Here is a 21644-nt window from a genome sequence, read left to right on the forward strand (position 1 = left end):
GAAGGGCTGCCCCGAACCCGCCGGCAGGTGCGAGAGCGTTCCCCGTAGTGTGAACATTCCCACGACGGGCACCCGCTGACGGATCCATGTCATGCGCTGGTTGGGTCTCGCTTAGAATTGACTGAGATGTACGGACTTCGAAGCGCTTGATTTCGGGTTGCGTAGGAAAACGAAACACGGAACGAGCCGCTGCGATTGCGCCAGTGGTCGGCTCATAACAGGAGGAATCCCCACATGGCTGAGCACAACGGCGGCAACCGCGGCGGCAACGACCGAGGTCCATTCCGCGGTACAAACAATTCCGGCGGAGACCCGCGCGGATTCCGTTCCCGCGATGACCGGAGTTCTGAGGCACCGAAGCGTGCCCCTGGGTCCGGTAGCGGAGAGCGCAAGTCCTTTGGTGAGCGGAAGCCTTACGGCGATCGCGACAACAAGCCGTATGGTGACCGTCCGCGCCGCGATGGCGATGGCGAACGCCGCAGCTTCGGTGCCGGTGAGCGGAAGCCCTTCAGCGGTGGTGGTGAGCGTAAGCCCTTCACTGGTGGTGGTGAGCGGAAGCCTTACGGCGACCGTGACAACAAGCCCTATGGTGACCGTCCGCGCCGCGAAGGCGACGGCGAACGCCGCAGCTTCGGTGCCGGTGAGCGGAAGCCCTTCAGCGGTGGCGGCGACCGTAAGCCCTTCAGCGGCGGTGGTGAGCGGAAGCCTTACGGCGACCGCGACAACAAGCCCTACGGTGACCGTCCGCGCCGCGAAGGCGATGGCGAACGCCGCAGCTTCGGTGGCGGCGACCGTAAGCCCTTCAGTGGCGGTGGTGAGCGGAAGCCTTACGGCGACCGTGACAACAAGCCCTATGGTGACCGTCCGCGCCGCGAAGGCGACGGCGAACGCCGCAGCTTCGGTGCCGGTGACCGTAAGCCCTTCACTGGCGGTGGTGAGCGGAAGCCATACGGCGACCGTGACAACAAGCCCTATGGTGACCGTCCGCGCCGCGAAGGCGACGGCGAACGCCGCGGGTTCCCCGGCGGCGAAAACCGCAAGCCGTTCGGCGACCGCCAGGACCGTGCGCCGCGCAGTTTCGACCGCGGCGATTCAGGCCCCCGCCAGTTCGGCAGGGACCGCGCAGAAGACCGTCCGGCCCGTGTTCCCAACGCCCGCGATCTTCGCAGCGCCAACCGTCCCGATCGTGAACGTTCCCCGGAGATCGATGAGGATGTCACGGGCAAGGAGCTTGACCGCGCCACCCAGCACCAGATCAAGACGCTGGAGGCCAAGAGCGCCGAATGGGTTGCACGCCACTTAGTGATGGCCGGCCGCCTGATTGATGAAGAGCCCGAACTCGCGTTCCAGCATGCCCTCGCGGCCAGCCGGCGGGGTGGACGGCTCGCTGCCGTCCGCGAAGCCGTAGGGCTGACCGCCTATGCAGCAGGACACTACGGCGAAGCACTGCGGGAGTTCCGCACGTACCGCCGCATCAGCGGTTCCAACGTCCACCTGCCCGTGATGGCAGACTGCGAGCGTGGACTGGGCCGCCCTGACCGTGCACTCGACGTGGTCCGCTCCGAGGAAGCCAATGACCTCGACGCGCCGGGCAAGGCCGAGCTCGCCATTGTCGCAGCCGGAGCCCGGACCGACCTCGGCCAGCTGGACGCTGCCGTAGCCGAGCTTGAGATCGCCCAGCTGGACATCAACCGGGCCTTTTCCTACAGCCCCCGACTGTTCCGCGCCTATGCTGACGCCCTGGCTGCCGTAGGCCGCACAGAGGAAGCGGCGAAGTGGCAGAAACAGGCTGTGGTGGCTGAGAACGCGCTGGGCCTCGGAGTTGACGAGGAACCCGACATTGTGGACCTCGGCTGGGACGAAGAAGAGGAAGCCCGCGAGGAAGCGCAGCGCAAGCGTTTGCTCGAGCGCGCGGCCGGCGGCCCGGAAACCGCCACGTCTGCTAAAGCCGCACCGGAATCACCTGAGGCCTCCGGCGTGGATGCCTCAGTCGACGACGTCGAATCGGATTACTTCGAGTCCGATGACGCCGAGTCTGACGCGGACTCCGTCGAGGCGGACGAGCTGGACTCTGCCGATGAATCAGCCGAAGATTCTGACGAACTGGCATCAGCCCACGGCGATTCAGCCCACGACGATTCCGCAGACGGCGGGAACAACGACGACAGCCACTCCGAGGGACAGGACAGCTAGCCCGCCATGACTGACGTTTCCCTGATCTCCCTTTTTGACGCCCTCTTGGCGGACCTTGACGGCGTGGTGTATGAAGGCCCGCACGCCATCCCCGGCGCCGTCGAGTCACTGCAGCAGCTGGCCGGCCTGGGAATTGGCCTGGGCTATGTGACCAACAATGCCTCACGCACTCCCGCGCAGGTCGCCGCGCACCTCCGTGAACTCGGCGCCCCGGCGGAGGACGACCAGGTGGTCAGTTCATCGCAGGCCGCCGCCGAACTGCTGTCCTCCATGCTGCGGCCCGGGGCAAAGGTGCTGATCACCGGCAGCCCGGCGCTGGCCCAGGAGATCGAACTGGCGGGCCTGACTCCGGTCAGCAGCCAGGACGAGGAGCCGGTTGCAGTTGTCCAGGGGTTCAACCCGGGTATCGGGTGGAAGGACCTCGCCGAGGCCGCGTTCGTGGTGTCCGCAGGCGCGCTTTGGGTAGCCACAAATACGGACATGTCCATTCCGCAGGCACGCGGCATGGCTCCCGGCAACGGCACCCTCGTAGCCGCCGTCACGGCCGCCACCGGTCAGACGCCGCTTGTCGCGGGCAAACCGGAGGCCCCGCTCTTCCATGCAGCAGCCAAACGGCTCGCCGCCGACCGCCCCCTGGTGGTGGGCGACCGCCTGGACACGGACATCCTCGGCGGCAACAACGCCGGCTTTGCCACCGTGGCGGTGCTGACCGGCGTCGACACCAAGCACACCATCCTCGCGGCACGCACTGCCGAGCGCCCTGACTATGTCATCAGCGTACTCAGCGACCTGCACCGCCCGTACCCGGCCATCAGCAACGATGACGCAACGTACCGCTGCGGCGACGCTGCAGCGCACGTCACCGGGGAGACAGTCAGCGTCCAGGGCCGCGAGGATGACATCAACGCCTGGCGCGCGGCCTGCGCTGCCTGGTGGGCTGCCGTGCCGGACGCTGCCGAAGCAAGGGCGCCGAAACTCGAATGGCACACTCAGTAGACTGGTGCAATGACTGAGCTGAACCACGAGCACAACGCCCACCCAGCCCAGCAAACACCCGAATGGCCCGAGCCCGGAGCTGAACAAATCGGCGATCCGGAGATTGCGGCTATCGTCGCCGCCCTGCGCGGAGTGCCCGGCATGCCCGGCGCGGAGCACGAAGCTGTCTACAGTGAACTCCATGACGCCCTGCTCGAGGCGCTAAACGAAGACGCCCCCAACGGGGCAGGAGAGGCCTGAGCATGGCTCGTCTGGACCAAGCCCTCGTGGCCCGCGGCCTGGCGAGGTCCCGGACCCACGCCGCCGCACTCATCGCTGAGGGAAAGGTGAGTTCGTCCGGGCAGATCCTGTCGAAGGCGTCACTGCAGGTGCCGGAGGACAGGGACCTGGCCGTTGAGCACACCGAAGAGGACAGCTACGTCAGCCGGGCAGGCCACAAACTGGCCGGCGCGCTTGACGCCTTCCCTGACGTCATGGTGGCAGGAAAAAGATGCCTTGACGCCGGCGCTTCCACCGGCGGCTTCACTGAGGTGCTGCTGCGGCGCGGTGCGGCACACGTGGTGGCGGTCGACGTCGGGCATGGCCAGCTGGTGCCGCAGCTCCGGGAAGACGCCCGCGTAGCCGTGCATGAGGGACTCAACGTGCGCTACATGACGCCCGGGGATATCGGCGGACAGGCCGAACTTACGGTGGCTGACCTCTCCTTCATCTCGCTGACCCTGGTGGCCCATCCGCTGGCCATGTGCACGCAGCCGGGCGGTGACCTGGTGCTTATGGTCAAGCCGCAGTTCGAAATCGGCAAGGACCGCCTTGGCCGCACCGGCGTGGTGACTTCTGAGCGCGAACGCCGGATGGCAGTGGAAAAGGTGGCCAACGCGGCGCTCGACGCCGGACTGGACTTATGCGGCCTGGCGGCCAGCCCCCTGCCCGGCCAGGACGGAAACGTCGAATACTTCCTGTGGATAAAGCGCAGGATGTCCCAAGACCTGCCTAAGATCGAAGAGCGCCACGCAGCCATGGACGGTTTGCTTGGCAGAATCTGGCCGAACCACTAGAAAGCGGAACTCGATGAGCAGGCGAGTACTTGTCCTTGCCCACACTGGCCGCGAGGAATCACTGAAGGCTGCCTGGGAAGCCTGCGCCCAGCTGTATGACGCAGGGATCGTCCCGGTGATGCAGGAATCCGAGCTGGCGGACATGGAGAGATTCTTCGGCCAGCTCAACCAGCCGGTGGAGATCCTGCACGATCATGTGCTGCTGCCTGACGTGGAGCTTGTGATGGTCCTTGGTGGTGACGGGACCATCCTTCGGGCAGCTGAGCTGGTCCGCGAGGTCGATGTCCCGCTTTTGGGCGTCAATCTTGGCCACGTCGGCTTCCTGGCCGAGAGTGAGCGGGCAGACCTGGCCCAGACCGTGGAGTGGATTGCCCGCCGCGCCTACACGGTGGAAGAGCGCATGACCATCGACGTCCAGGTGTGGGTCCGCGGCCAGAAGATCTGGCACACCTGGGCCCTTAATGAAGCCGCGATCGAAAAGGGCAACCGCGAACGCATGCTCGAGGTGGTCACCGAAGTGGACGAGCGCCCGCTGACGACATTCGGCTGCGACGGCGTGGTGCTTGCCACCCCGACAGGCTCAACCGCCTACGCCTTCTCGGCTGGCGGACCGGTGGTCTGGCCCGAGGTCGAAGCCCTGCTGATTGTGCCCATCAGCGCCCACGCGTTGTTTGCGAAGCCCCTGGTGGTATCGCCGGCGTCACGGCTGGCCGTGGAAGTCCTCACCCGGAACGGCGCCCAGGGCGTACTCTGGTGCGACGGCCGGCGTTCCGTGGACCTGCCGCCCGGTGCACGGGTGGAAGTGACAAAGTCCGCCACTCCGGTCCGCCTTGCAAGAACACATCAGACGCCATTCTCCGGCCGGCTGGTCCGCAAATTCGAGCTCCCCATCCATGGCTGGCGCGGGCCCGTGCCACAATCGGAGTCCATCCACACCGGGCCCCTTCCGGTCGTCCGGACGCTGCGGCCCATGCCGCCGCTTCAGGTTCCCTCCGGAGACCGGCCCGACGACACCACCGATCCCGCGACCGCAAAGTGAAGCATGCTTGAAGAACTGAGAATCCGCGATCTGGGCGTTATCACTGACGCCACCCTTCCGCTGGGCCCCGGGCTGAGCGTCGTCACCGGTGAAACCGGTGCAGGTAAAACGATGGTGGTCACCGCCGTCGGCCTCCTCCTCGGGGCAAGGTCCGACGCCGGTGCCGTGCGGAGCGGCGCGAAAAGCGCCACCGCGGAGGCCGTCCTTAAGCTCGACGCCGGGCACTCGGCAATAGCCCGGGCCATTGAGGCGGGCGCGGACGTGGAAGAGTTCGACGGCGGCGCGGAACTCATCCTTGCCCGTCGCCTCGGAGCGGACGGCCGCAGCCGTGCCTTCCTGGGCGGCCGGGCAGCCCCCGTGGGTGTCCTGGCCGAGATCGGTGAAACCCTTGTGGTGGTCCACGGCCAGTCGGACCAGATCAGGTTGAAGGGGGCGGTGGCCCAGCGCGGTGCCCTCGACAAGTTTGCCGGCGACGCCCTGGCCGGACCGCTGGGTACCTACCAGACGCTTCACACTCATTGGAAAGCAGTCCAGACAGAGCTGGAAACCCTCCGCAGCGCCGCCCGTGACAGGCTCCGCGAAGCCGAATCGCTGGAGATTGCGCTGGCCGAAATCGACGAAGTGGATCCGCAGCCGGGGGAGGACGAGACTCTCAAAGCGGAAGCCGTGAAACTGGCCAACGTGGAAGAACTCAGGATCGCAGCGAACACCGCGCACCAGGCCCTCATCGCGGAAGACTACGGCGATGAGGGCGACGCCACCACCCTGGTGGACGCCGCGAAACGCACCCTCGAACATGTGGCCGAACACGACGCCGAGCTGGGCTCCGCCGCGGCCCGCCTGGCAGAAGTGGGTTTCCTGCTCAACGACATCGCCACGGAACTGGCGAGCTACCAGGCGGGCCTGGACTCGGAAGGACCGGAAAGGCTCGCCGAAATCGAGGGCCGGCGCGCGTCCCTGGCCAAACTCGTCCGCAAGTATGCCCCCAGCATCGACGAAGTCCTGGTCTGGACCGAGAACGCCCGCGTGCGCTTCGATGAACTCCAGGACGACTCCACCCGGATCGAGGCGCTGGACGCCGAGGTTGCCAAGGCCGAAGCAGAACTGCAGAAGCAGGCCGCGGCCATCAGCAAGATCCGCGCCAAGGCTGCCAAAGACCTCTCCAGCCGCGTCAGCGCCGAGCTGAAGGCACTGGCCATGGCTGACGCCACCCTTCTGATCAACCTCGAAAACACAGGCCAGCTGATGCCGCACGGCGCGGACGAGATCTCCTTCCTGCTCCAGCCACACTCCGGGGCGCCTGCCCGACCACTTGGCAAGGGCGCCTCCGGCGGTGAACTGTCGCGTGTGATGTTGGCCATCGAAGTGGTCCTCGCCGCGGTGGACCCGGTGCCTACGTTCGTGTTCGACGAAGTGGATGCCGGCGTGGGCGGGCGTGCCGCCGTCGAAATCGGGCGCCGGCTGGCCATGCTCGCCCGCCACGTCCAGGTTCTGGTGGTCACGCACCTGCCGCAGGTGGCAGCGTTTGCGGATCAGCACATCACCGTCACCAAAACTTCAGTTCGAGGAGCCGACGGCGGCACTGCCACCGGGTTTACATCCAGTGATGTCCGCCTCCTCGACGGTGCCGAGCGGGTGAAGGAACTGGCCCGCATGCTTGCGGGCCAGGAGGACTCCGAATCGGCCCGGGCCCACGCCCAGGAGCTGCTTGACGACGCGAAACTGCTGCCACAGGGTGCCTAAGGGACGTCAGGCCCTTGATCGCAGGGCGCCTCGCCCTGCACACTGGATCATTTGGGGAACCAGTTCCTGATCAGGGGAAGGCTCATTTGATGATAGGCTCGAATTCCGTGGTGCAGCGATCAAATTCCCGTGTAAATTCCCGGTTCCCGGGCTCGTCCAAGACGACCAAACACATCTTCGTAACCGGTGGTGTGGCGTCCTCGCTCGGTAAGGGACTGACGGCTTCGAGCCTCGGTCACCTGCTGCGGGCACGCGGATTGTCTGTAACTATGCAGAAGCTCGATCCCTATCTCAATGTGGATCCGGGCACGATGAACCCCTTCCAGCACGGTGAAGTCTTCGTCACAGACGACGGCGCCGAGACGGACCTGGACATCGGACACTACGAGCGCTTCCTCGACGAAAACCTCGAAGGCTCAGCCAACGTGACCACCGGCCAGGTTTACTCGACCGTGATCGCCAAGGAACGCCGCGGCGAATACCTCGGCGACACTGTCCAGGTGATCCCGCACATTACCGATGAAATCAAGCGCCGCATGCGCCTGCCCGCCGAAGGCAAAAACGCGCCCGACGTCATCATCACCGAAATCGGCGGCACCGTCGGCGACATCGAGTCCCAGCCTTTCCTCGAGTCAGCCCGCCAGGTCCGCCAGGACATTGGCCGTGGCAACGTTTTCTTCGTCCACGTCTCGCTGGTTCCCTACATCGGACCGTCGCAGGAACTGAAGACCAAGCCAACCCAGCATTCCGTGGCGGCCCTGCGCTCCATCGGTATCCAGCCGGAAGCAATCGTGATCCGTTCGGACCGCGAAGTCCCCGAAGCCATGCGCGCCAAGATCGGCCGCATGTGCGACGTCGACATCGAAGCAGTCATCGGCTGCCCCGATGCCCCGAGCATCTACGACATCCCCAAAACCCTGCACACCCAGGGGCTGGACTCCTACATCGTCCGCGCCCTGGATTTGCCGTTCAAGGATGTGGACTGGACCAGCTGGGACAAGCTGCTCGAAGCAGTCCATAACCCCAAGCACCACGTCGAAATTGCCTTGGTGGGCAAGTACATCGACCTTCCGGACGCCTACCTGTCCGTGACCGAAGCCCTGCGCGCCGGCGGTTTTGCGAACGACACGAAGGTCAAGATCCGCTGGGTCCCGTCGGACGAATGCGAAACGCACGAAGGCGCCGTGGCATCCCTTGGCGGCGTGGATGCGATCTGCGTCCCCGGCGGCTTCGGTATCCGCGGCCTCGAAGGCAAGCTGGGCGCACTGAAATACGCCCGCGAATCACGGCTGCCCGTCCTGGGCCTGTGCCTTGGCCTGCAGTGCATGGTGATCGAGTATGCGCGCAACGTGGTGGGCCTGGAAGGCGCATCGTCAAGCGAGTTCGAGCCTGACTCAAAGTACCCGGTCATCGCCACGATGGAAGAGCAGCTGGACATTGTGGAAGGCAAGGGCGATCTCGGCGGCACCATGCGCCTTGGCCTGTACGAGGCCAAGCTGGACGAAGGCTCCGTCATTGCCGAGACCTACGGGAAGACCACCGTCAGCGAACGCCACCGCCACCGCTACGAGGTCAACAACAAGTACCGCGACCAGATCGCCGCCGAGGGCCTGGTGTTCTCCGGCACGTCACCGGACGGCAAGCTCGTGGAATATGTTGAACTGCCCCGCGAGGTCCACCCGTACTACGTGGCAACCCAGGCGCACCCGGAGCTGAGCTCACGTCCCACCAGGCCCCACCCGCTCTTCAGCGGACTGATTAAGGCCGCCCTGGACCACCAGAACGCACAGGGCGCACCAGAGGCCAAACCGTCACGCACGGTTGCGGCAAAATAGAACCGAATAAGTAGAGGACGGCGCGATGCCCGGTACACCTGAAACGATCCCAGCTGCAGAGCAGGTTTCGGATGCACCGAGCCCGCGCCGTCTTCTGTCTACGGAAAAAGTCTACGAAGGCCGGATCTGGGACGTTGTGAGCGACAGCTTCCAGCTGAGTGAGACCGGCGAAGCACTGACCCGTGACTACATCGACCACCCCGGCGCCGTCGCGGTGCTGCCGATGAACACTGCCGGGGAGGTACTCCTCATCCGGCAGTATCGCCATCCGGTAGGCATGGATCTCTGGGAAATCCCGGCAGGCCTCCTGGACATTGAAGGCGAAGATTTTGTGGTGGGCGCCGCCCGTGAGCTGGCTGAAGAGGCAGACCTCGCGGCCGCACAATGGAACGTCCTGGCGGACTTTTTCAATTCACCCGGGTCATCGAGCGAGGCCATCAGGATCTACCTGGCCCGTGACCTCACGGACGTGCCGCACCACGACCGCCACGAGCGGACCGATGAGGAAGCGGAGATCGAATTCCACTGGATCGCCCTGGACGAAGCCGTGGCGGCAGTCCTTGGCGGGCGGCTGCATAACCCCTCCGCCGTCGTCGGAATCCTGGCCGCAGCAGCAGCCCGGGCGGACGGCTTTGCCGGGCTCCGCCCCGCAAACGCACCCTGGCCGGCGCACCCCAGCCAGCGTTGATGACCGCCACCACGTCGCCGGAAACCACGTCGCCGGAATCCACCTCCCCGGCAGCCGCAGCGCCGGAAGCTGCAGCCGAGGCAGTCCAGCCCCAGACCGCCGTCGACCGCGCCATCACGGGATATCTTCAGCACATGGGCGTCGAACGGGGCCTGGCAGCCAACACGCTTGCCGCCTATCGCCGTGACCTGACGCGCTACTCCCGATACCTGGGGGCTCAGGGCTGTCACGCCCCGGACCAGATCACCCGCCATCATGTAACGGGTTTCGTGATGGCCCTCAATGACGGTTCCGACGGCGGCACGGCGCTGGGCGTCAGGTCTGCGGCCAGGACTGTGGTTGCCGTCCGCGGACTGCATAAATTCTGGGCCCTGGAAGGACTGACGGTGACGGATCCGGCCAGCGACGTCCACCCGCCCATGCCGGGTAAGAGGCTGCCCAAAGCCATCAGCGTGGATGAAGTCACGCGCATCCTCGAAGCGGCCGGCACAGACACCGCCACCGGCCTCCGGGACCGCGCACTGCTCGAATTCCTCTACTCCACCGGCGCCCGAATCAGTGAGGCCGTGGGCCTGGACGTGGACGACATTTCCCTGCAGGACGCTGAGGCCGGGCCGGCGGTGGTCCGGCTGTTCGGCAAGGGATCAAAGGAACGGCTCGTACCACTCGGCTCCTATGGCGCCCGGGCGCTCGACGCGTACCTTGTCCGGGGCCGCCCGTTGCTGGCTGCCAAGGGCAAGGGCACACCGGCCCTGTTCCTTAATGCCCGGGGCGGCCGGATCAGCCGCCAAAGTGCGTGGACCATCCTGAAAGTCGCGGCGGACAAGGCAAACATCACCAAAGACGTATCGCCGCACACCTTGCGGCATTCCTTCGCCACGCACCTGCTGGAGGGCGGCGCGGACGTCCGCGTGGTCCAGGAGCTGCTGGGCCATGCCTCCGTCACCACCACGCAGGTCTACACCCTGGTTACGGCGGACACCCTCCGGGAAATCTACGCCGCCGCCCACCCGCGCGCGCTGGGCTGACAACCAGGTTCAGCCTTCTTGGGTCTCGGCACATTGAACGCGGCATCCCCGGGGAACCGCGCCGGCCACGCCGCCGGTTATAGGGTTGAGGGCATGACATTCACCGCTGTCACGCTGTGCTTCCTCACCCGGGAGTCCACCGGCGTGTCCCAGGTCCTGCTGGGAACGAAGAAGACCGGTTTTGGGCTGGGCAAGGTGGTGGGACTCGGCGGCCACGTTGAGCCGGGGGAGACAGACCAGCAGGCTGCCTGCCGCGAAGTGCAGGAGGAAGCCGGTGTGGTAGTCCTCGAAGCAGACCTCCGTGACGCCGGGGTGGTGAAGTTCGACTTTCCCGCCCGGCCGGAATGGAACATGACTACCCGCCTGTTCGTGGCAGAGCGCTGGGACGGTGTTCCGGCTGAAAGCGCGGAGATCCGGCCGGAATGGTTCGACGTCGGGTCCTTGCCTGTGGAGCGGATGTGGCAGGACGCAGCGCATTGGCTGCCGCTGGCGCTAGGGGGGTCCGTGCTGCGGCTCACCGTGGTCCTGAACGATGACAACGAATCCGTCCGTGAGGTGCTGGACTACACCACGCGCTGAGGCGGAGACGCCGACGGCGGGCCGGTCACCTTCTACAGGTGACCGGCCCGCCGTCGACTGTTTGGGAGCCGGATGGGCCCACGCCGGTGGGGATTAGGGCACGTGCCGTTCTTCCGGGCCGTTGTATTCGCTCAGCGGCCGGATCAGTGAGTTCGACGCCGCCTGTTCCATGATGTGCGCTGTCCACCCTGTGATGCGGCTGGCCACGAACAGGGGAGTGAACGTGGGGGTGTCGAAGCCCATCAGGTGGTAGGTGGGGCCGGCCGGGTAGTCGAGGTTGGGCTTGATGGCCTTGGCCTCGTCCATGGCCTGCTCAAGGCCGTTGTACAGCCCCAGCAGTTCCGGACGGCCGTAGTGCGCGATCATCTTGTCCAGCGCGGCCTTCATGGTGGGGACGCGGGAGTCGCCGTGCTTGTAGACGCGGTGGCCGAAGCCCATGACCTTTTTCTTCTGCGCCAGGGCATCCTCCATCCAGGCCTTAGCCCGGGCAGCGGCCTGGTCCAGGGACTCCTCGGACCGGATGCCGATCTCGTCGAAAGTGTGCATGACGGCCTCGTTGGCGCCGCCGTGCAGCGGACCCTTGAGGGCACCGATAGCTGCCGTCACGGCCGAATGCAGGTCAGCCAGGGTTGAGGTGACCACCCGGGCGGTGAACGTGGAAGCGTTGAAGGAATGTTCGGCATAGAGGATCATCGAGACGTTGAAGGCCTCCACGACCTCCGGGACGTGATCCTCGCCGAACGCCATCCACAGGAAGTTCTCCGAGTAACCCAGCTCATCCCGGGGCTCCACCAGCTCCTGGCCGCGACGGCGGCGCTGGTCGTAGGCCACCACCGCGGGCATCGCAGCAAAGAGATCCACGGCCTTGGCCATATTGGCCTCGGGCGAGGAGTCCTCGGCCAGTTCGTGCCGGGCGCCCATGACGGACGCCGCCGTCCGGCACACATCCATCGGGTGCGAGGTGGTGGGGAGTGCGTCAATGACCTGCTTCACCACAGGATCAAGCGCCCGTCCTGCGCGCTCGCGGACCGAGAATGCGGACAGCTCTTCCGCGGTGGGCAGCTCGCCGTTCCAGAGCAGGTAGGCAACTTCTTCGAAGCTGCATTTGGCGGCAAGTTCCTGCACGGGGTAACCGCGGTAGAGCAGCGAGTTGGTGTCGGGGTTGACCTTGGAAACCGCGGTGTAGTCCACCACAACGCCGGCCAGGCCCTTCTTGATATCTTCAGCAGCCATGTTGAACTCCTTCGTTCTTGCGGGGTTCCGGGTCCTAGCGGACGCCGGGAATCTGGAAGTTGAAAACGCCGGTATCGAACTGGTTGTAGGCCTCGTAGTCCACGAGGTCATAGAGACGCGCACGGGTGAGCATGTTCTCCACCTGTGCTTCCTGTGACCCTGTTGCCTTGATCGATTCCAGCGTACGCTCTGCAGCGCCCATGGCAATGCGCAGGAGCGTGACGGGGTAGATCACCATGTTGACGCCCACGGACTGCAGCTGGTCAACCGTGAACAGATCGCTCTTGCCGAACTCCGTCATGTTGGCCAGGACCGGCACGTCCACGGCATCCCGGATGGCCTGGAACTCGGACAGGTCCTTCATGGCTTCCGGGAAGATGGCGTCGGCGCCGGCGTCCACCAGGGCCCGCGCGCGCTCCTGGGCCGCTTCAATGCCCTCCACGGCCCGGATGTCGGTCCGGGCCATGATGAGGAAGTTCGGATCCCGGCGCGCGTCCGCTGCGGCCCGGATGCGCTTGGCGGCGGTGTCCAGGTCCACCACGTTCTTGCCGTCCAGGTGGCCGCAGCGCTTGGGGTTGAACTGGTCTTCAATGTGGCAGCCGGCCAGTCCGGCGTTCTCAAGCTCCTGGATACTGCGGGCCACGTTCATGGGCTCGCCGAATCCGGTGTCCGCGTCCACCAGGCAGGGCAGGTCAGTCATACGGGCGATCTGCCCGGCCCGGGTGGCAACCTCAGTCAGGGTGGTCAGCCCGATGTCCGGCAGGCCAAGATCGTTGGCCAGCACGGCACCGGAGATGTACACGCCGGCAAAGCCCTTTTCCTCAATCAGCCGCGCGGACAGCGGGCTGAAGGCGCCGGGAAACTGCTGGATGGTGCCGGAGGCGAGCATCCCGCGCAGTGCCAGGCGCTTCTGCTCCGGGGTTTTCTTCGAGTACAGCATGTGTTCTCCCTGTCGGAGGTCGGAAAGAAAGAGCCTAGAAAAGGCCGGCGGGTGCGTTGCTGAGGTCGATCACACCGGGGGCGGCGGTGATGTTCAGCTGGTCCAGCTCGCCCGGACCCAGGTCCGGCAGGCTTTCGGCAGCTGCCAGGAAACGTTCGATTTCCTCCTCGGCCACAAGGCCGGCTGCCAGCGTGCGGAACTTGTTGATGTACTGCTGGCGGGCGAACGGCCGGGCGCCCAGCGGGTGGGCGTCGGCTACGGCAATCTCATCGGTGATCACGGTGCCGTCGTTCAGGGTGATCTCAACCGAACCGCCGAAGGCCTTCTCGGCGATGTCCAGTGAGTGGTAGCGGCGCGTCCATTCCGGGTCTTCCTCGGTGGCGACCTTGTGCCACAGCTCCACGGTGTCGGGCCGGCCGGCACGCTCCGGGGCGTAGGAATCAACGTGGTGCCAGCTGCCGTCCTGCAGGGCGACGGTGAAGATGTACGGGATGGAGTGGTCCAGCGTTTCGCGGCTGGCTGTGGGGCTGTACTTCTGCGGATCGTTGGCGCCGGAGCCGATCACGTAGTGCGTGTGGTGGCTGGTCTTGATCAGGACTGACTTGACGTTGGCGGGGTCGGTGGCCTCCGGGTGTTCCTTGTGGAGCTTGCGGGCCAGATCGATCCAGGCCTGGGCCTGGTATTCGGCGGAGTGTTCCTTGGTGTACGTGTCCATGATGGCGCGCTTGGGTTCGCCGGCTTCGGGCAGCGGAACCTCGTACGAGGCGTCGGGGCCATCCAGCATCCAGGCAATAACGCCGTCTTCACCTTCATAGATCGGAACCGGCGAGGTCTGGCCGCGCATGGAGCGGTCCACGGCCTCAACGGCCATCTTGCCGGCGAATGCCGGGGCGTGGGCCTTCCAGGTGGAGATTTCGCCCTTGCGGGACTGGCGGGTGGCGGTGGTGGTGTGCAGTGCCTGGCCAACGGACTGGAAGATGGTCTCCACATCAAGGCCGAGGAGCGTGCCGATGCCGGCCGCGGCGGACGGGCCGAGGTGGGCCACGTGGTCAATCTTGTGCTTGTGGAGGCAGATGGCCTTGACCAGGTTGACCTGGATTTCGTAGCCGGTGGCGATGCCGCGGATCAGGTCCTTGCCGCTGGCTCCAACGTGCTGGGCTACGGCGAGGATCGGCGGGATGTTGTCCCCGGGGTGCGAGTAGTCCGCCGCCAGGAAGGTGTCGTGGTAGTCGAGTTCGCGGACGGCGACGCCGTTGGCCCAGGCTGCCCACTCGGGGGAGACCCGGTCCGTGATGCCGAAGACGCCGGAGCCCTTGCCGTTGGTGGTGGGTGCGTGGGTCAGGGCCTGGGCACGGGCGGCGATGATGGGCCCGCGGTTCAGGGAAGCGATGGCAACCGACGCGTTGTCGATGACCCGGTTGATCACCATCTCGGTGACCTCCGGGGTCACCTCGACGGCGTCGGCGGCGACCTCCGCGATCTTGTGGGCCAGCTGGTCTTCACGGGCGAGGTTCTCTTCGCTCTTGTATACACGGACGTGGTTGAGCTTAACCATGGTGCTCCTTAGTAGGTGAGTGGGTCGCTTTGACGTGGGAAAGACTGCGGTGCAGGTGCAGCGTGGTGGCTGCTTCGGCGAGCCGGGCATTGCCGGCCGCGATGGCCTCGGCAATTGCGGCATGTTCGGCCGCGGCTGCGTTCAGGCGCGCCGCGTCATCTGCAGCGAGGCGGCGGACGCGGACCAGATGGACGCGCAGGCTCCGCATAGCCTGGGCGAGGTAGGAGTTGGAGATGGCGGCGTCGATCGCCTCATCGAGGCGGCCCACCAGCGCGTAGTACTCGTGCCGCGCGGGGTCATCCTTGCTGATCAGCTCCGGCGCCCGCAGGAGATCGGCATGGAGCCGTTCGAACACCGTGCGCTCGCCGCGTTCGGCGGCCAGGGCTGCCGCCTTGCCCTCCAGGGTTTCGCGGAGCTCGAACATCTCGTCGATGTCGTCCAGGGAGATATCGGTGACGACGACGCCGCGGCCGCCCGCCGCCGTCGTGAGTCCTTCCGCACTGAGGCGGCTAAGCGCCTCCCGGACCGGGGTGCGGGACACCCCCAGGCGTTCGGACTGTTCCACTTCGGCAAGGACGGTGCCCGGCGCGAGGCGCCATTCGATGATGTCTTCGCGAAGTGACGCGTACGCTTTGTCGCTGGCTCGCAAGGTTTCCTCCCCTCATTGCGTGGATGTTGCCAGTGTATACACAAAACGCATCCAGGCCCAAGCATTCGGCGCTAAAACCCGAAAATAGCAATTCTATGTATACAAAACCCTTGTCTGGCGTGCCCTCGCCCCCTAGCATGGAGGACAAGCATGTCAGCGTGGACAGGAGCACAACATGGGCAGCAGCTATCAGGAAACGTACGCACGGAGCTTGGATGAGCGGGAGGATTTCTGGCTGGAAGCCTCACGGGCAGTGTCATGGAGCAAACCGCCCGTGGCCGCCCTGGATGAGTCCGGAGCCCCGCTGTACCGCTGGTTTCCGGAGGCCACTCTCAACACGGCCTACAACGCCTTGGACCGCCACGTCGAAGCCGGCCGCGGGGACCATGCCGCGCTCATCTACGATTCCGCAATGCTGGGGATCAAGCGCAGCTATACCTACTCGGAACTGACCGGACTGGTGGCCCGGTTCGCCGGAGTGCTGCGCTCGCAGGGTGTGGGCAAAGGCGACCGGGTGGTCATCTACATGCCCATGATTCCCGAAGCCGCGATTGCCATGCTTGCTACGGCGCGGTTGGGTGCAGTCCATTCGGTGGTGTTCGGCGGGTTCGCGCCCAAGGAGCTGGCGGCGAGGATCGTTGACGCCGGGCCTTCTGTCATTGTCACCGCTTCGGGCGGCATTGAACCGTCGAGGCATGTGGAGTACCTGCCTGCCGTGGCCGAAGCGCTCACCCTGAGCGGCGTCGGCGAACTGCCCGTCATCGTCAAGAACCGCGAAGGCTTCGCCGCCACGTTGGAGGACTTCCCGGGGTGGCTCGACTGGGACCAGACGATGGAAGGGGCTGTTCCGGCGGCGCCCGTGGAGGTGGCCGCCACGGATCCGCTCTACATTCTTTACACGTCCGGCACCACGGGTACCCCGAAGGGTGTGGTGCGGGACAATGGCGGCCACGCCGTCGCGCTCTCGTGGACCATGGCGAACATCTACGACATCGGGCCCGGCGAAGTGATGTGGACAGCGTCGGACGTCGGCTGGGTGGTGGGCCACTCCTACATCGTTTACGGCCCGCTGCTGGCCGGTGCCACCACCCTGCTGTATGAGGGCAAACCGGTGGGCACTCCCGACGCCGGCGCGTTCTGGCGCGTTGTCCAGGACCACAAGGTCAACGTGCTGTTCACGGCGCCCACCGCCCTGCGGGCGATCCGCAAGGCCGACCCCGAGGCGGCGGAGCTGGCGCGCTATGACATCTCCACCCTGCGCACGCTGTTTGCGGCCGGTGAACGGCTCGACACCGAAACGTACCGCTGGGCGGGCGCGGTCTTGAACGTCCCCGTGGTGGACCACTGGTGGCAGACCGAGACCGGGTGGGCCATTTGTGCCAATCCCCGCGGACTGGAGGACCTGCCCTTTAAGCCAGGTTCGCCCACCGTCCCCATGCCCGGCTATGCGCTCACCATCGTTGACGGCTCCGGCGCGCCGGTGCAACCGGGGGAGGAGGGCAACATTGTCCTCGGGCTGCCGTTGCCCCCGGGCACCCTGACAACGCTCTGGCAGAACGATGACCGCTATGTGTCCTCCTACCTCGAGGCCTTCGAAGGCAGCTACGCCACGGGCGACAGCGGCTACCGGGACGCCGACGGCTACGTCTTTGTCATGGGCCGGACTGACGACATCATCAATGTCGCCGGCCACCGGTTGTCCACCGGCGCGATCGAACAGGTGGTTGCCAGCCACCCGGCCGTCGCAGAGTGCGCGGTGATCGGGGTGGCCGACGCCCTGAAGGGGCAGCGCGCCAGCGCCTACGTGGTGCTCAAAGCCGGAGCGGACCGCGACGAAGCGGAACTGGTCCGTGAGCTGGTTGCCCTGGTCCGGAAGAACATCGGACCGGTAGCCGACTTCAAGCACGCCACAGTGGTGCAGGCGCTGCCGAAGACCAGGTCCGGAAAGATCCTGCGCAAGACCATGCGGCAAATCGCCGACGGCGACGAATACGTTGTGCCGTCCACGATTGAGGACCCGGAGGTCATTGGGCAGTTGCTCGGGGTGCTCCGGCCGGATGGCGCCGCTTAGGCCCGGTTCCAGCCGTATTCGTTTTCCGGCCGGCCCGGAGTGCCGTAACGCGGGGCACGCGTGACGGTGCCGGCGTCGGCCAGGTATTCGAGGTAGCGGCGGGCAGTCACCCGGGACATGCCCAGCGCCGTCATCACCTCGGTGGCCGAAACCGGCGCCGACTGCTGTTTCAGGTATTCCTTGACGGAGTCGAGCGTGGAAACGGACAGGCCTTTCGGCAGGGGCAGTTCCGACGGCGCCCGCAGGCTCGCGAACGCCTGGTCCACCTCGCTCTGGGACGCACCGGTCCGCCGCGCCCCCGACTCCGGCGCCGTCAGCTGCTGCCGGAAGAGCCGGTAGCTGGTGAGTTTGTCCGCGAACGTGGCATAGGTAAAGGGCTTGATCAGGTACTGGACCACCCCGATAGCCACCGCGCTCCGGACGATTGCGACTTCCCGGACCGCCGTGATCGCGATGATGTCAGCCAGGATTCCTGCGGACCGCATCCGCCGGGCAATGTCCAGGCCGTGCAGGTCCGGAAGGTTCATGTCGAGCAGGACAAGCTCCACAGGCTCGCCGGAGGCCGAGAGTTCCGTCAGGAGCCTGAGCGCGGACTGGCCGTCCGGCGCGGTGCCGGCCAGCGTGAAGCCCGCCATCCTGCCTACGTAGGCGGCATGGGCGGCCGAGGCCACCGGTTCGTCTTCGACCACAAGGACTCGGATATCACTCACTGGATTGGTCCTTTGGATTATGTTCGGTGGCCATGGCGGGCAGGAAGACACTGAAGATTGCCCCGTCCGTTCCGGAGATGGCCATCGTACCGTCCAGCCGCTGCACGGCCTGCTTGACGAGGGCCAGGCCGACACCGCGGCCGAAAGGCCCGGCTTTCTTGGTGCTGAAGCCGTGCTTGAAGATGTGGTCCACGGCGGCCGGATCAACCCCGGAACCGGAATCCCGGACGGTGATGTCCAGGCCTTCGGCGTCGGACTCCACGCTCAGCTCCACCTCCTTCGGTGCGGCGCCCCCGGCTGCTGCGTCGATCGCGTTGTCCAGCAGGTTGCCGACGATGGTGACAAGGTCCTGAACGGCAAGTCCTTCTACCGACGCCGTACCCTGGGTCCGCAGCGTCAGTTTCACGCCCCGCTCGTTGGCTTCCGCCGCTTTACCCATGACCAGGGCGCTGAGTACCGGTTCGTCCAGTGAGCTGACCATCTCGTCCGTAAGCTGCTGGCTGAGTTCGAGGTCCCTGGTGGCGAACTCCAACGCCTCGGCAGTCCGGCCAAGTTCCAGCAGGGACACCATGGTGTGCAGGCGGTTGGCGTGTTCGTGCGTCTGCGCCCGCAGCGCATCGGACAACGTTTTCATGGTTTCCAGTTCGCTGCCGAGGGACTCGATTTCCGTACGGTCGCGGATCGTGGCCACGGTGCCGTAGACCTCCGGACGCCGTTCAGCGGGGGAGTCCGGGCCAACGGCCGGACCTTGGTTCACCACCACAATGCGGGGCCCCGTCAGATGGATCTCGTCACGGGCCTGGCGCCCGGATTCAAAAAGCTCCTTCAGGCTTTCGGTCAAAGGCAGCTCTGCCAGGTTCAGCGGCCGGGACGGATCGTCCCCGGACGTGCGGCGGGGGAGGCCCAGCAGGTCTGCTGCCTGATCGTTGTACATCACCACCCGGCCTTTGGCGTCAATGAGGATGAGGCCCTCCCGGACCGAGTGCAGCACCGACTCATAGTAGGCAAAGAGCTGGGACAGTTGTTCGGGTCCCCACCCCCTGGTGACCCGGCGCAGGTAGCGGCCCAACAGCCAGGAAGCCAGCGAGCCGCCCACCAAGAGTGCCCCTCCGATGGCCAGCAGCGCGGGAAGCCGGCCGGCAAACGCAACGTCCACTGTCCGGACGGTCACGCCGGCGGCCACCAGCGCCTTGACGTTGCCGGCCGGATCGAGGACGGGAACAATCGAGCGCACGGACGGCCCCAGGGTGCCGGCGGTGACTTCCGTGAACACTTCCCCGCGCAATGCAGCATCGATGGACCCGATGTAGGGCCGCCCGATTTCCTCCTGGCGCGGATGGGTCCAGCGTGTCCGGTCCGGGGCCATGATGGTCAGGAATTCCGCACTGGCCCCCGCCATGACTTTCAGGGCATAAGGCTGCAAAACCGCCGACGGATCCGCTTGGTCCGCTGCCTGGAGCACCAGGGGGTTGGCGGCCACTGCCGCCGCCACCCCGGTCATCCGCAGCCCGGCCTCGTCATAGGCGCGGTCCCTGGCATCAACGAAGGTCGCGGTGCCCACGATGGCGATGAAGGCCACAACGATCAGCAGGTTGGCTACGAACAGCCTGCGGGCGATGCTCCAGCGGTGGATCATCAGTGCCTCCTATGACCAATATGACCGCAACGGTGAGCTGCGTCACGGTGTGCCCAATGATGGATATCACACCAGACCGACGCGATGAGCCCAGAGAATGTGCCGCAGCGTCTACCAGATTATCCATAAGGAGACACACCATGGCTTCTCAACGAGGAGAGTCGCTCGGCACCGTGAAGAAGCGGCGCAAGGGCATCGACAAGTCGCACTACCTTTACATCGCAGTCATCGCGGCGGTGATTCTCGGCGCCGTCATCGGGCTGATGTTCCCCGAAGTGGGCAAGTCACTCAAGCCGCTCGGCGACGGCTTCATCAAGCTCATCAAGATGATGATCGCCCCGGTCATCTTCTGCACCATCGTCCTGGGCATCGGATCCATCGCCAAGGCAGCCACCGTCGGCAAGGTGGGCGGCCTCGCCCTGGGCTACTTCGTGGTGATGTCCACTTTCGCGCTCGCCATCGGCCTGGTGGTCGGCAACCTGATCCACCCCGGTGAAGGCCTGAAGCTGACGCCGTACGATCCCACCAAGAAGGCGGCCACGGACAGCACCGTGGAGTTCCTCATGAACATCATCCCGGGCGATATCCCCGTGCTGCCCACCTTGTTCGCGGCCATCCTCGTCGGCTTCGCGCTCCAGAAGATGGGCCCGCAGGGCGCTCCCATCCTCAAGGCCATCGGCCACGGCCAGGTCCTCGTATTCCGCATCCTGATCATGATCATGTGGCTCGCTCCCGTCGGTGCCTTCGGTGCAATCGCCGCCGTGGTCGGTGCCACCGGATTCCAGGCCATTGTCAGCATGTTTACCCTGATGGCGGCCTTCTACATCACCTGCGCCCTGTTCATCATCATCATCCTGGGCGGTCTGCTGAAGATTGTGTCCGGTGTCAACATCTTCCTGCTCATGAAGTACCTTGCCCGTGAATACCTGCTGATCTTCTCCACGTCCTCCTCCGAAGCTGCCCTGCCGCGCCTCATCGCCAAGATGGAGCACCTGGGTGTCTCCAAGCCGGTTGTCGGCGTCACGGTCCCCACCGGCTACTCCTTCAACCTGGACGGCACTGCCATCTACCTGACCATGGCCTCCCTCTTCGTCGCCAACGCCATGGGCACCCCGCTGGACCTCGGTGCCCAGGTGTCGCTCCTGGTCTTCATGATCATCGCCTCCAAGGGTGCTGCCGGCGTCACCGGCGCAGGCCTGGCCACGCTTGCCGCAGGCCTGCAGGCCCACAAGCCCGAACTCCTGGGCGGCGTCGGCATGATCGTTGGCATCGACCGCTTTATGTCCGAGGCCCGTGCCCTGACCAACTTCACCGGCAACGCCGTCGCCACCATCATGATCGGTACCTGGGTCAAGGAGATTGACGTCAAGCAGGTAGAGGACGTCCTCTCCGGCAACGCTCCCTTCGACGAGCAGACCATGATCGCCGGGCACGGCGAGCCGGCGAAGGCCGAGCCGGCCCAGCCCGCCCTGGCCCACGCCTAGCCGGCAGCCCGAAGCGTCCGCACAAGGCGCGAACCACGCCAGAAACCGCCCGCACAGCCCCGGCTGCGCGGGCGGTTTCTGCGTCCGGCAGCCCAACCTTCCACCTCTAGTAGAAGGTCAAGGCTCAGAAACTGCACAATGTCAAGTTCCCTCGAATACCGTGTCGGGGCCTGTAGCCTAGGTGAAAAGCAGGATCGGCGCTGGACCACC

The 21644-nt window shown here is 65.6% G+C and carries 18 protein-coding genes; 12 read left to right on the top strand and 6 right to left on the bottom strand.

What is annotated here, in order from left to right; translation table 11 throughout:
* The first annotated feature begins 234 nt into the window (after nucleotides 1–234).
* From IDT60_RS07175 to IDT60_RS07220, 10 genes are all read left to right on the top strand, one after another.
* A complete protein-coding gene (locus tag IDT60_RS07175) occupies nucleotides 235–2193 on the top strand; it encodes a hypothetical protein (RefSeq protein WP_223883918.1) in 1959 nt (652 codons plus the stop codon).
* Nucleotides 2194–2199: 6 nt separating this feature from the next.
* Complete coding sequence (locus IDT60_RS07180; protein WP_191081399.1) at nucleotides 2200–3189, top strand: HAD-IIA family hydrolase; 990 nt, start codon at nucleotides 2200–2202, stop codon at nucleotides 3187–3189.
* A 9-nt stretch (nucleotides 3190–3198) separates the two neighbouring features.
* Nucleotides 3199–3429, top strand: coding sequence for a hypothetical protein (locus IDT60_RS07185; RefSeq protein WP_191081400.1), 231 nt, complete (start codon nucleotides 3199–3201; stop codon nucleotides 3427–3429).
* 2 nt (nucleotides 3430–3431) lie between these two features.
* The gene (locus tag IDT60_RS07190) at nucleotides 3432–4244 is read left to right on the top strand and encodes a TlyA family RNA methyltransferase (RefSeq protein WP_191081401.1); all 813 of its coding nucleotides are present in this window, start codon (nucleotides 3432–3434) and stop codon (nucleotides 4242–4244) included.
* A 13-nt stretch (nucleotides 4245–4257) separates the two neighbouring features.
* Nucleotides 4258–5283, top strand: coding sequence for an NAD kinase (locus tag IDT60_RS07195; protein ID WP_191081402.1), 1026 nt, complete (start codon nucleotides 4258–4260; stop codon nucleotides 5281–5283).
* Nucleotides 5284–5286: 3 nt separating this feature from the next.
* The gene (gene recN, locus IDT60_RS07200; RefSeq protein WP_191081403.1) at nucleotides 5287–7026 is read left to right on the top strand and encodes a DNA repair protein RecN; all 1740 of its coding nucleotides are present in this window, start codon (nucleotides 5287–5289) and stop codon (nucleotides 7024–7026) included.
* Nucleotides 7027–7115: 89 nt separating this feature from the next.
* Nucleotides 7116–8861 (top strand): CTP synthase, encoded by a 1746-nt coding sequence (locus IDT60_RS07205; protein WP_164200946.1) that lies wholly within the window; start codon nucleotides 7116–7118, stop codon nucleotides 8859–8861.
* A gap of 25 nt (nucleotides 8862–8886) precedes the next feature.
* The gene (locus tag IDT60_RS07210) at nucleotides 8887–9549 is read left to right on the top strand and encodes an NUDIX hydrolase (protein ID WP_164200944.1); all 663 of its coding nucleotides are present in this window, start codon (nucleotides 8887–8889) and stop codon (nucleotides 9547–9549) included.
* Nucleotides 9549–10577: a site-specific tyrosine recombinase XerD gene (xerD, locus tag IDT60_RS07215; protein WP_191081404.1), complete on the top strand. Its 1029-nt coding sequence runs from the start codon at nucleotides 9549–9551 to the stop codon at nucleotides 10575–10577. Before IDT60_RS07210 ends, xerD begins: the two co-directional genes overlap by 1 nt.
* Before the next feature lie 93 nt (nucleotides 10578–10670).
* On the top strand, nucleotides 10671–11156 hold the full coding sequence (locus IDT60_RS07220; protein ID WP_191081405.1) for an 8-oxo-dGTP diphosphatase: 486 nt from the start codon (nucleotides 10671–10673) through the stop codon (nucleotides 11154–11156).
* Nucleotides 11157–11249: 93 nt separating this feature from the next.
* Here IDT60_RS07220 and IDT60_RS07225 read toward each other — a convergent pair whose 3' ends face one another.
* The 4 genes from IDT60_RS07225 to IDT60_RS07240 are packed head-to-tail and all read right to left on the bottom strand — an operon-like array spanning nucleotide 11250 to nucleotide 15533.
* Nucleotides 11250–12389: a bifunctional 2-methylcitrate synthase/citrate synthase gene (locus IDT60_RS07225; protein ID WP_191081406.1), complete on the bottom strand. Its 1140-nt coding sequence runs from the start codon at nucleotides 12387–12389 to the stop codon at nucleotides 11250–11252.
* 34 nt (nucleotides 12390–12423) lie between these two features.
* The gene (prpB, locus tag IDT60_RS07230; RefSeq protein ID WP_164200938.1) at nucleotides 12424–13329 is read right to left on the bottom strand and encodes a methylisocitrate lyase; all 906 of its coding nucleotides are present in this window, start codon (nucleotides 13327–13329) and stop codon (nucleotides 12424–12426) included.
* A 34-nt stretch (nucleotides 13330–13363) separates the two neighbouring features.
* Nucleotides 13364–14884 carry an MmgE/PrpD family protein gene (locus IDT60_RS07235; RefSeq protein WP_191081407.1) on the bottom strand — a complete coding sequence of 507 codons (1521 nt, stop codon included), beginning with the start codon at nucleotides 14882–14884 and terminating at the stop codon, nucleotides 13364–13366.
* Nucleotides 14877–15533: a GntR family transcriptional regulator gene (locus IDT60_RS07240; protein ID WP_164200935.1), complete on the bottom strand. Its 657-nt coding sequence runs from the start codon at nucleotides 15531–15533 to the stop codon at nucleotides 14877–14879. Before IDT60_RS07240 ends, IDT60_RS07235 begins: the two co-directional genes overlap by 8 nt.
* Before the next feature lie 175 nt (nucleotides 15534–15708).
* On the opposite strand from IDT60_RS07240, the gene IDT60_RS07245 reads away from it, so the two are divergent.
* Nucleotides 15709–17604 carry a propionyl-CoA synthetase gene (locus tag IDT60_RS07245; RefSeq protein ID WP_191081408.1) on the top strand — a complete coding sequence of 632 codons (1896 nt, stop codon included), beginning with the start codon at nucleotides 15709–15711 and terminating at the stop codon, nucleotides 17602–17604.
* Here IDT60_RS07245 and IDT60_RS07250 read toward each other — a convergent pair.
* Nucleotides 17601–18314 carry a response regulator gene (locus IDT60_RS07250; protein ID WP_191081409.1) on the bottom strand — a complete coding sequence of 238 codons (714 nt, stop codon included), beginning with the start codon at nucleotides 18312–18314 and terminating at the stop codon, nucleotides 17601–17603. The genes IDT60_RS07245 and IDT60_RS07250 overlap by 4 nt on opposite strands.
* Entirely contained in the window at nucleotides 18307–19950 is a 1644-nt protein-coding gene (locus tag IDT60_RS07255) for a sensor histidine kinase (protein WP_191081410.1), read from the bottom strand. Before IDT60_RS07255 ends, IDT60_RS07250 begins: the two co-directional genes overlap by 8 nt.
* 140 nt (nucleotides 19951–20090) lie before the next feature.
* Between IDT60_RS07255 and IDT60_RS07260 the strand changes: the two genes are divergently transcribed.
* The gene (locus IDT60_RS07260) at nucleotides 20091–21434 is read left to right on the top strand and encodes a cation:dicarboxylate symporter family transporter (protein WP_191081411.1); all 1344 of its coding nucleotides are present in this window, start codon (nucleotides 20091–20093) and stop codon (nucleotides 21432–21434) included.
* Nucleotides 21435–21644 lie beyond the last annotated feature (210 nt).

It is taken from the genome of Pseudarthrobacter sp. BIM B-2242 (genome assembly GCF_014764445.1).
In the GTDB taxonomy this organism is placed as follows: Bacteria; Actinomycetota; Actinomycetes; order Actinomycetales; family Micrococcaceae; genus Arthrobacter; species Arthrobacter luteus_A.

What these genes read in the sequence shown, in the direction of transcription:
- IDT60_RS07190 (WP_191081401.1), top strand. Translation starts at nt 3,432, where the DNA reads ATGGCTCGTCTGGACCAAGCCCTCGTGGCCCGCGGCCTGGCGAGGTCC.
- IDT60_RS07205 (WP_164200946.1), top strand. Translation starts at nt 7,116, where the DNA reads ATGATAGGCTCGAATTCCGTGGTGCAGCGATCAAATTCCCGTGTAAAT.
- recN (WP_191081403.1), top strand. Translation starts at nt 5,287, where the DNA reads ATGCTTGAAGAACTGAGAATCCGCGATCTGGGCGTTATCACTGACGCC.
- IDT60_RS07225 (WP_191081406.1), bottom strand. Translation starts at nt 12,389, where the DNA reads ATGGCTGCTGAAGATATCAAGAAGGGCCTGGCCGGCGTTGTGGTGGAC.
- IDT60_RS07260 (WP_191081411.1), top strand. Translation starts at nt 20,091, where the DNA reads ATGGCTTCTCAACGAGGAGAGTCGCTCGGCACCGTGAAGAAGCGGCGC.
- IDT60_RS07185 (WP_191081400.1), top strand. Translation starts at nt 3,199, where the DNA reads ATGACTGAGCTGAACCACGAGCACAACGCCCACCCAGCCCAGCAAACA.
- prpB (WP_164200938.1), bottom strand. Translation starts at nt 13,329, where the DNA reads ATGCTGTACTCGAAGAAAACCCCGGAGCAGAAGCGCCTGGCACTGCGC.
- IDT60_RS07235 (WP_191081407.1), bottom strand. Translation starts at nt 14,884, where the DNA reads ATGGTTAAGCTCAACCACGTCCGTGTATACAAGAGCGAAGAGAACCTC.
- IDT60_RS07195 (WP_191081402.1), top strand. Translation starts at nt 4,258, where the DNA reads ATGAGCAGGCGAGTACTTGTCCTTGCCCACACTGGCCGCGAGGAATCA.
- IDT60_RS07245 (WP_191081408.1), top strand. Translation starts at nt 15,709, where the DNA reads ATGGGCAGCAGCTATCAGGAAACGTACGCACGGAGCTTGGATGAGCGG.
- IDT60_RS07220 (WP_191081405.1), top strand. Translation starts at nt 10,671, where the DNA reads ATGACATTCACCGCTGTCACGCTGTGCTTCCTCACCCGGGAGTCCACC.
- xerD (WP_191081404.1), top strand. Translation starts at nt 9,549, where the DNA reads ATGACCGCCACCACGTCGCCGGAAACCACGTCGCCGGAATCCACCTCC.
- IDT60_RS07175 (WP_223883918.1), top strand. Translation starts at nt 235, where the DNA reads ATGGCTGAGCACAACGGCGGCAACCGCGGCGGCAACGACCGAGGTCCA.
- IDT60_RS07180 (WP_191081399.1), top strand. Translation starts at nt 2,200, where the DNA reads ATGACTGACGTTTCCCTGATCTCCCTTTTTGACGCCCTCTTGGCGGAC.
- IDT60_RS07255 (WP_191081410.1), bottom strand. Translation starts at nt 19,950, where the DNA reads ATGATCCACCGCTGGAGCATCGCCCGCAGGCTGTTCGTAGCCAACCTG.
- IDT60_RS07210 (WP_164200944.1), top strand. Translation starts at nt 8,887, where the DNA reads ATGCCCGGTACACCTGAAACGATCCCAGCTGCAGAGCAGGTTTCGGAT.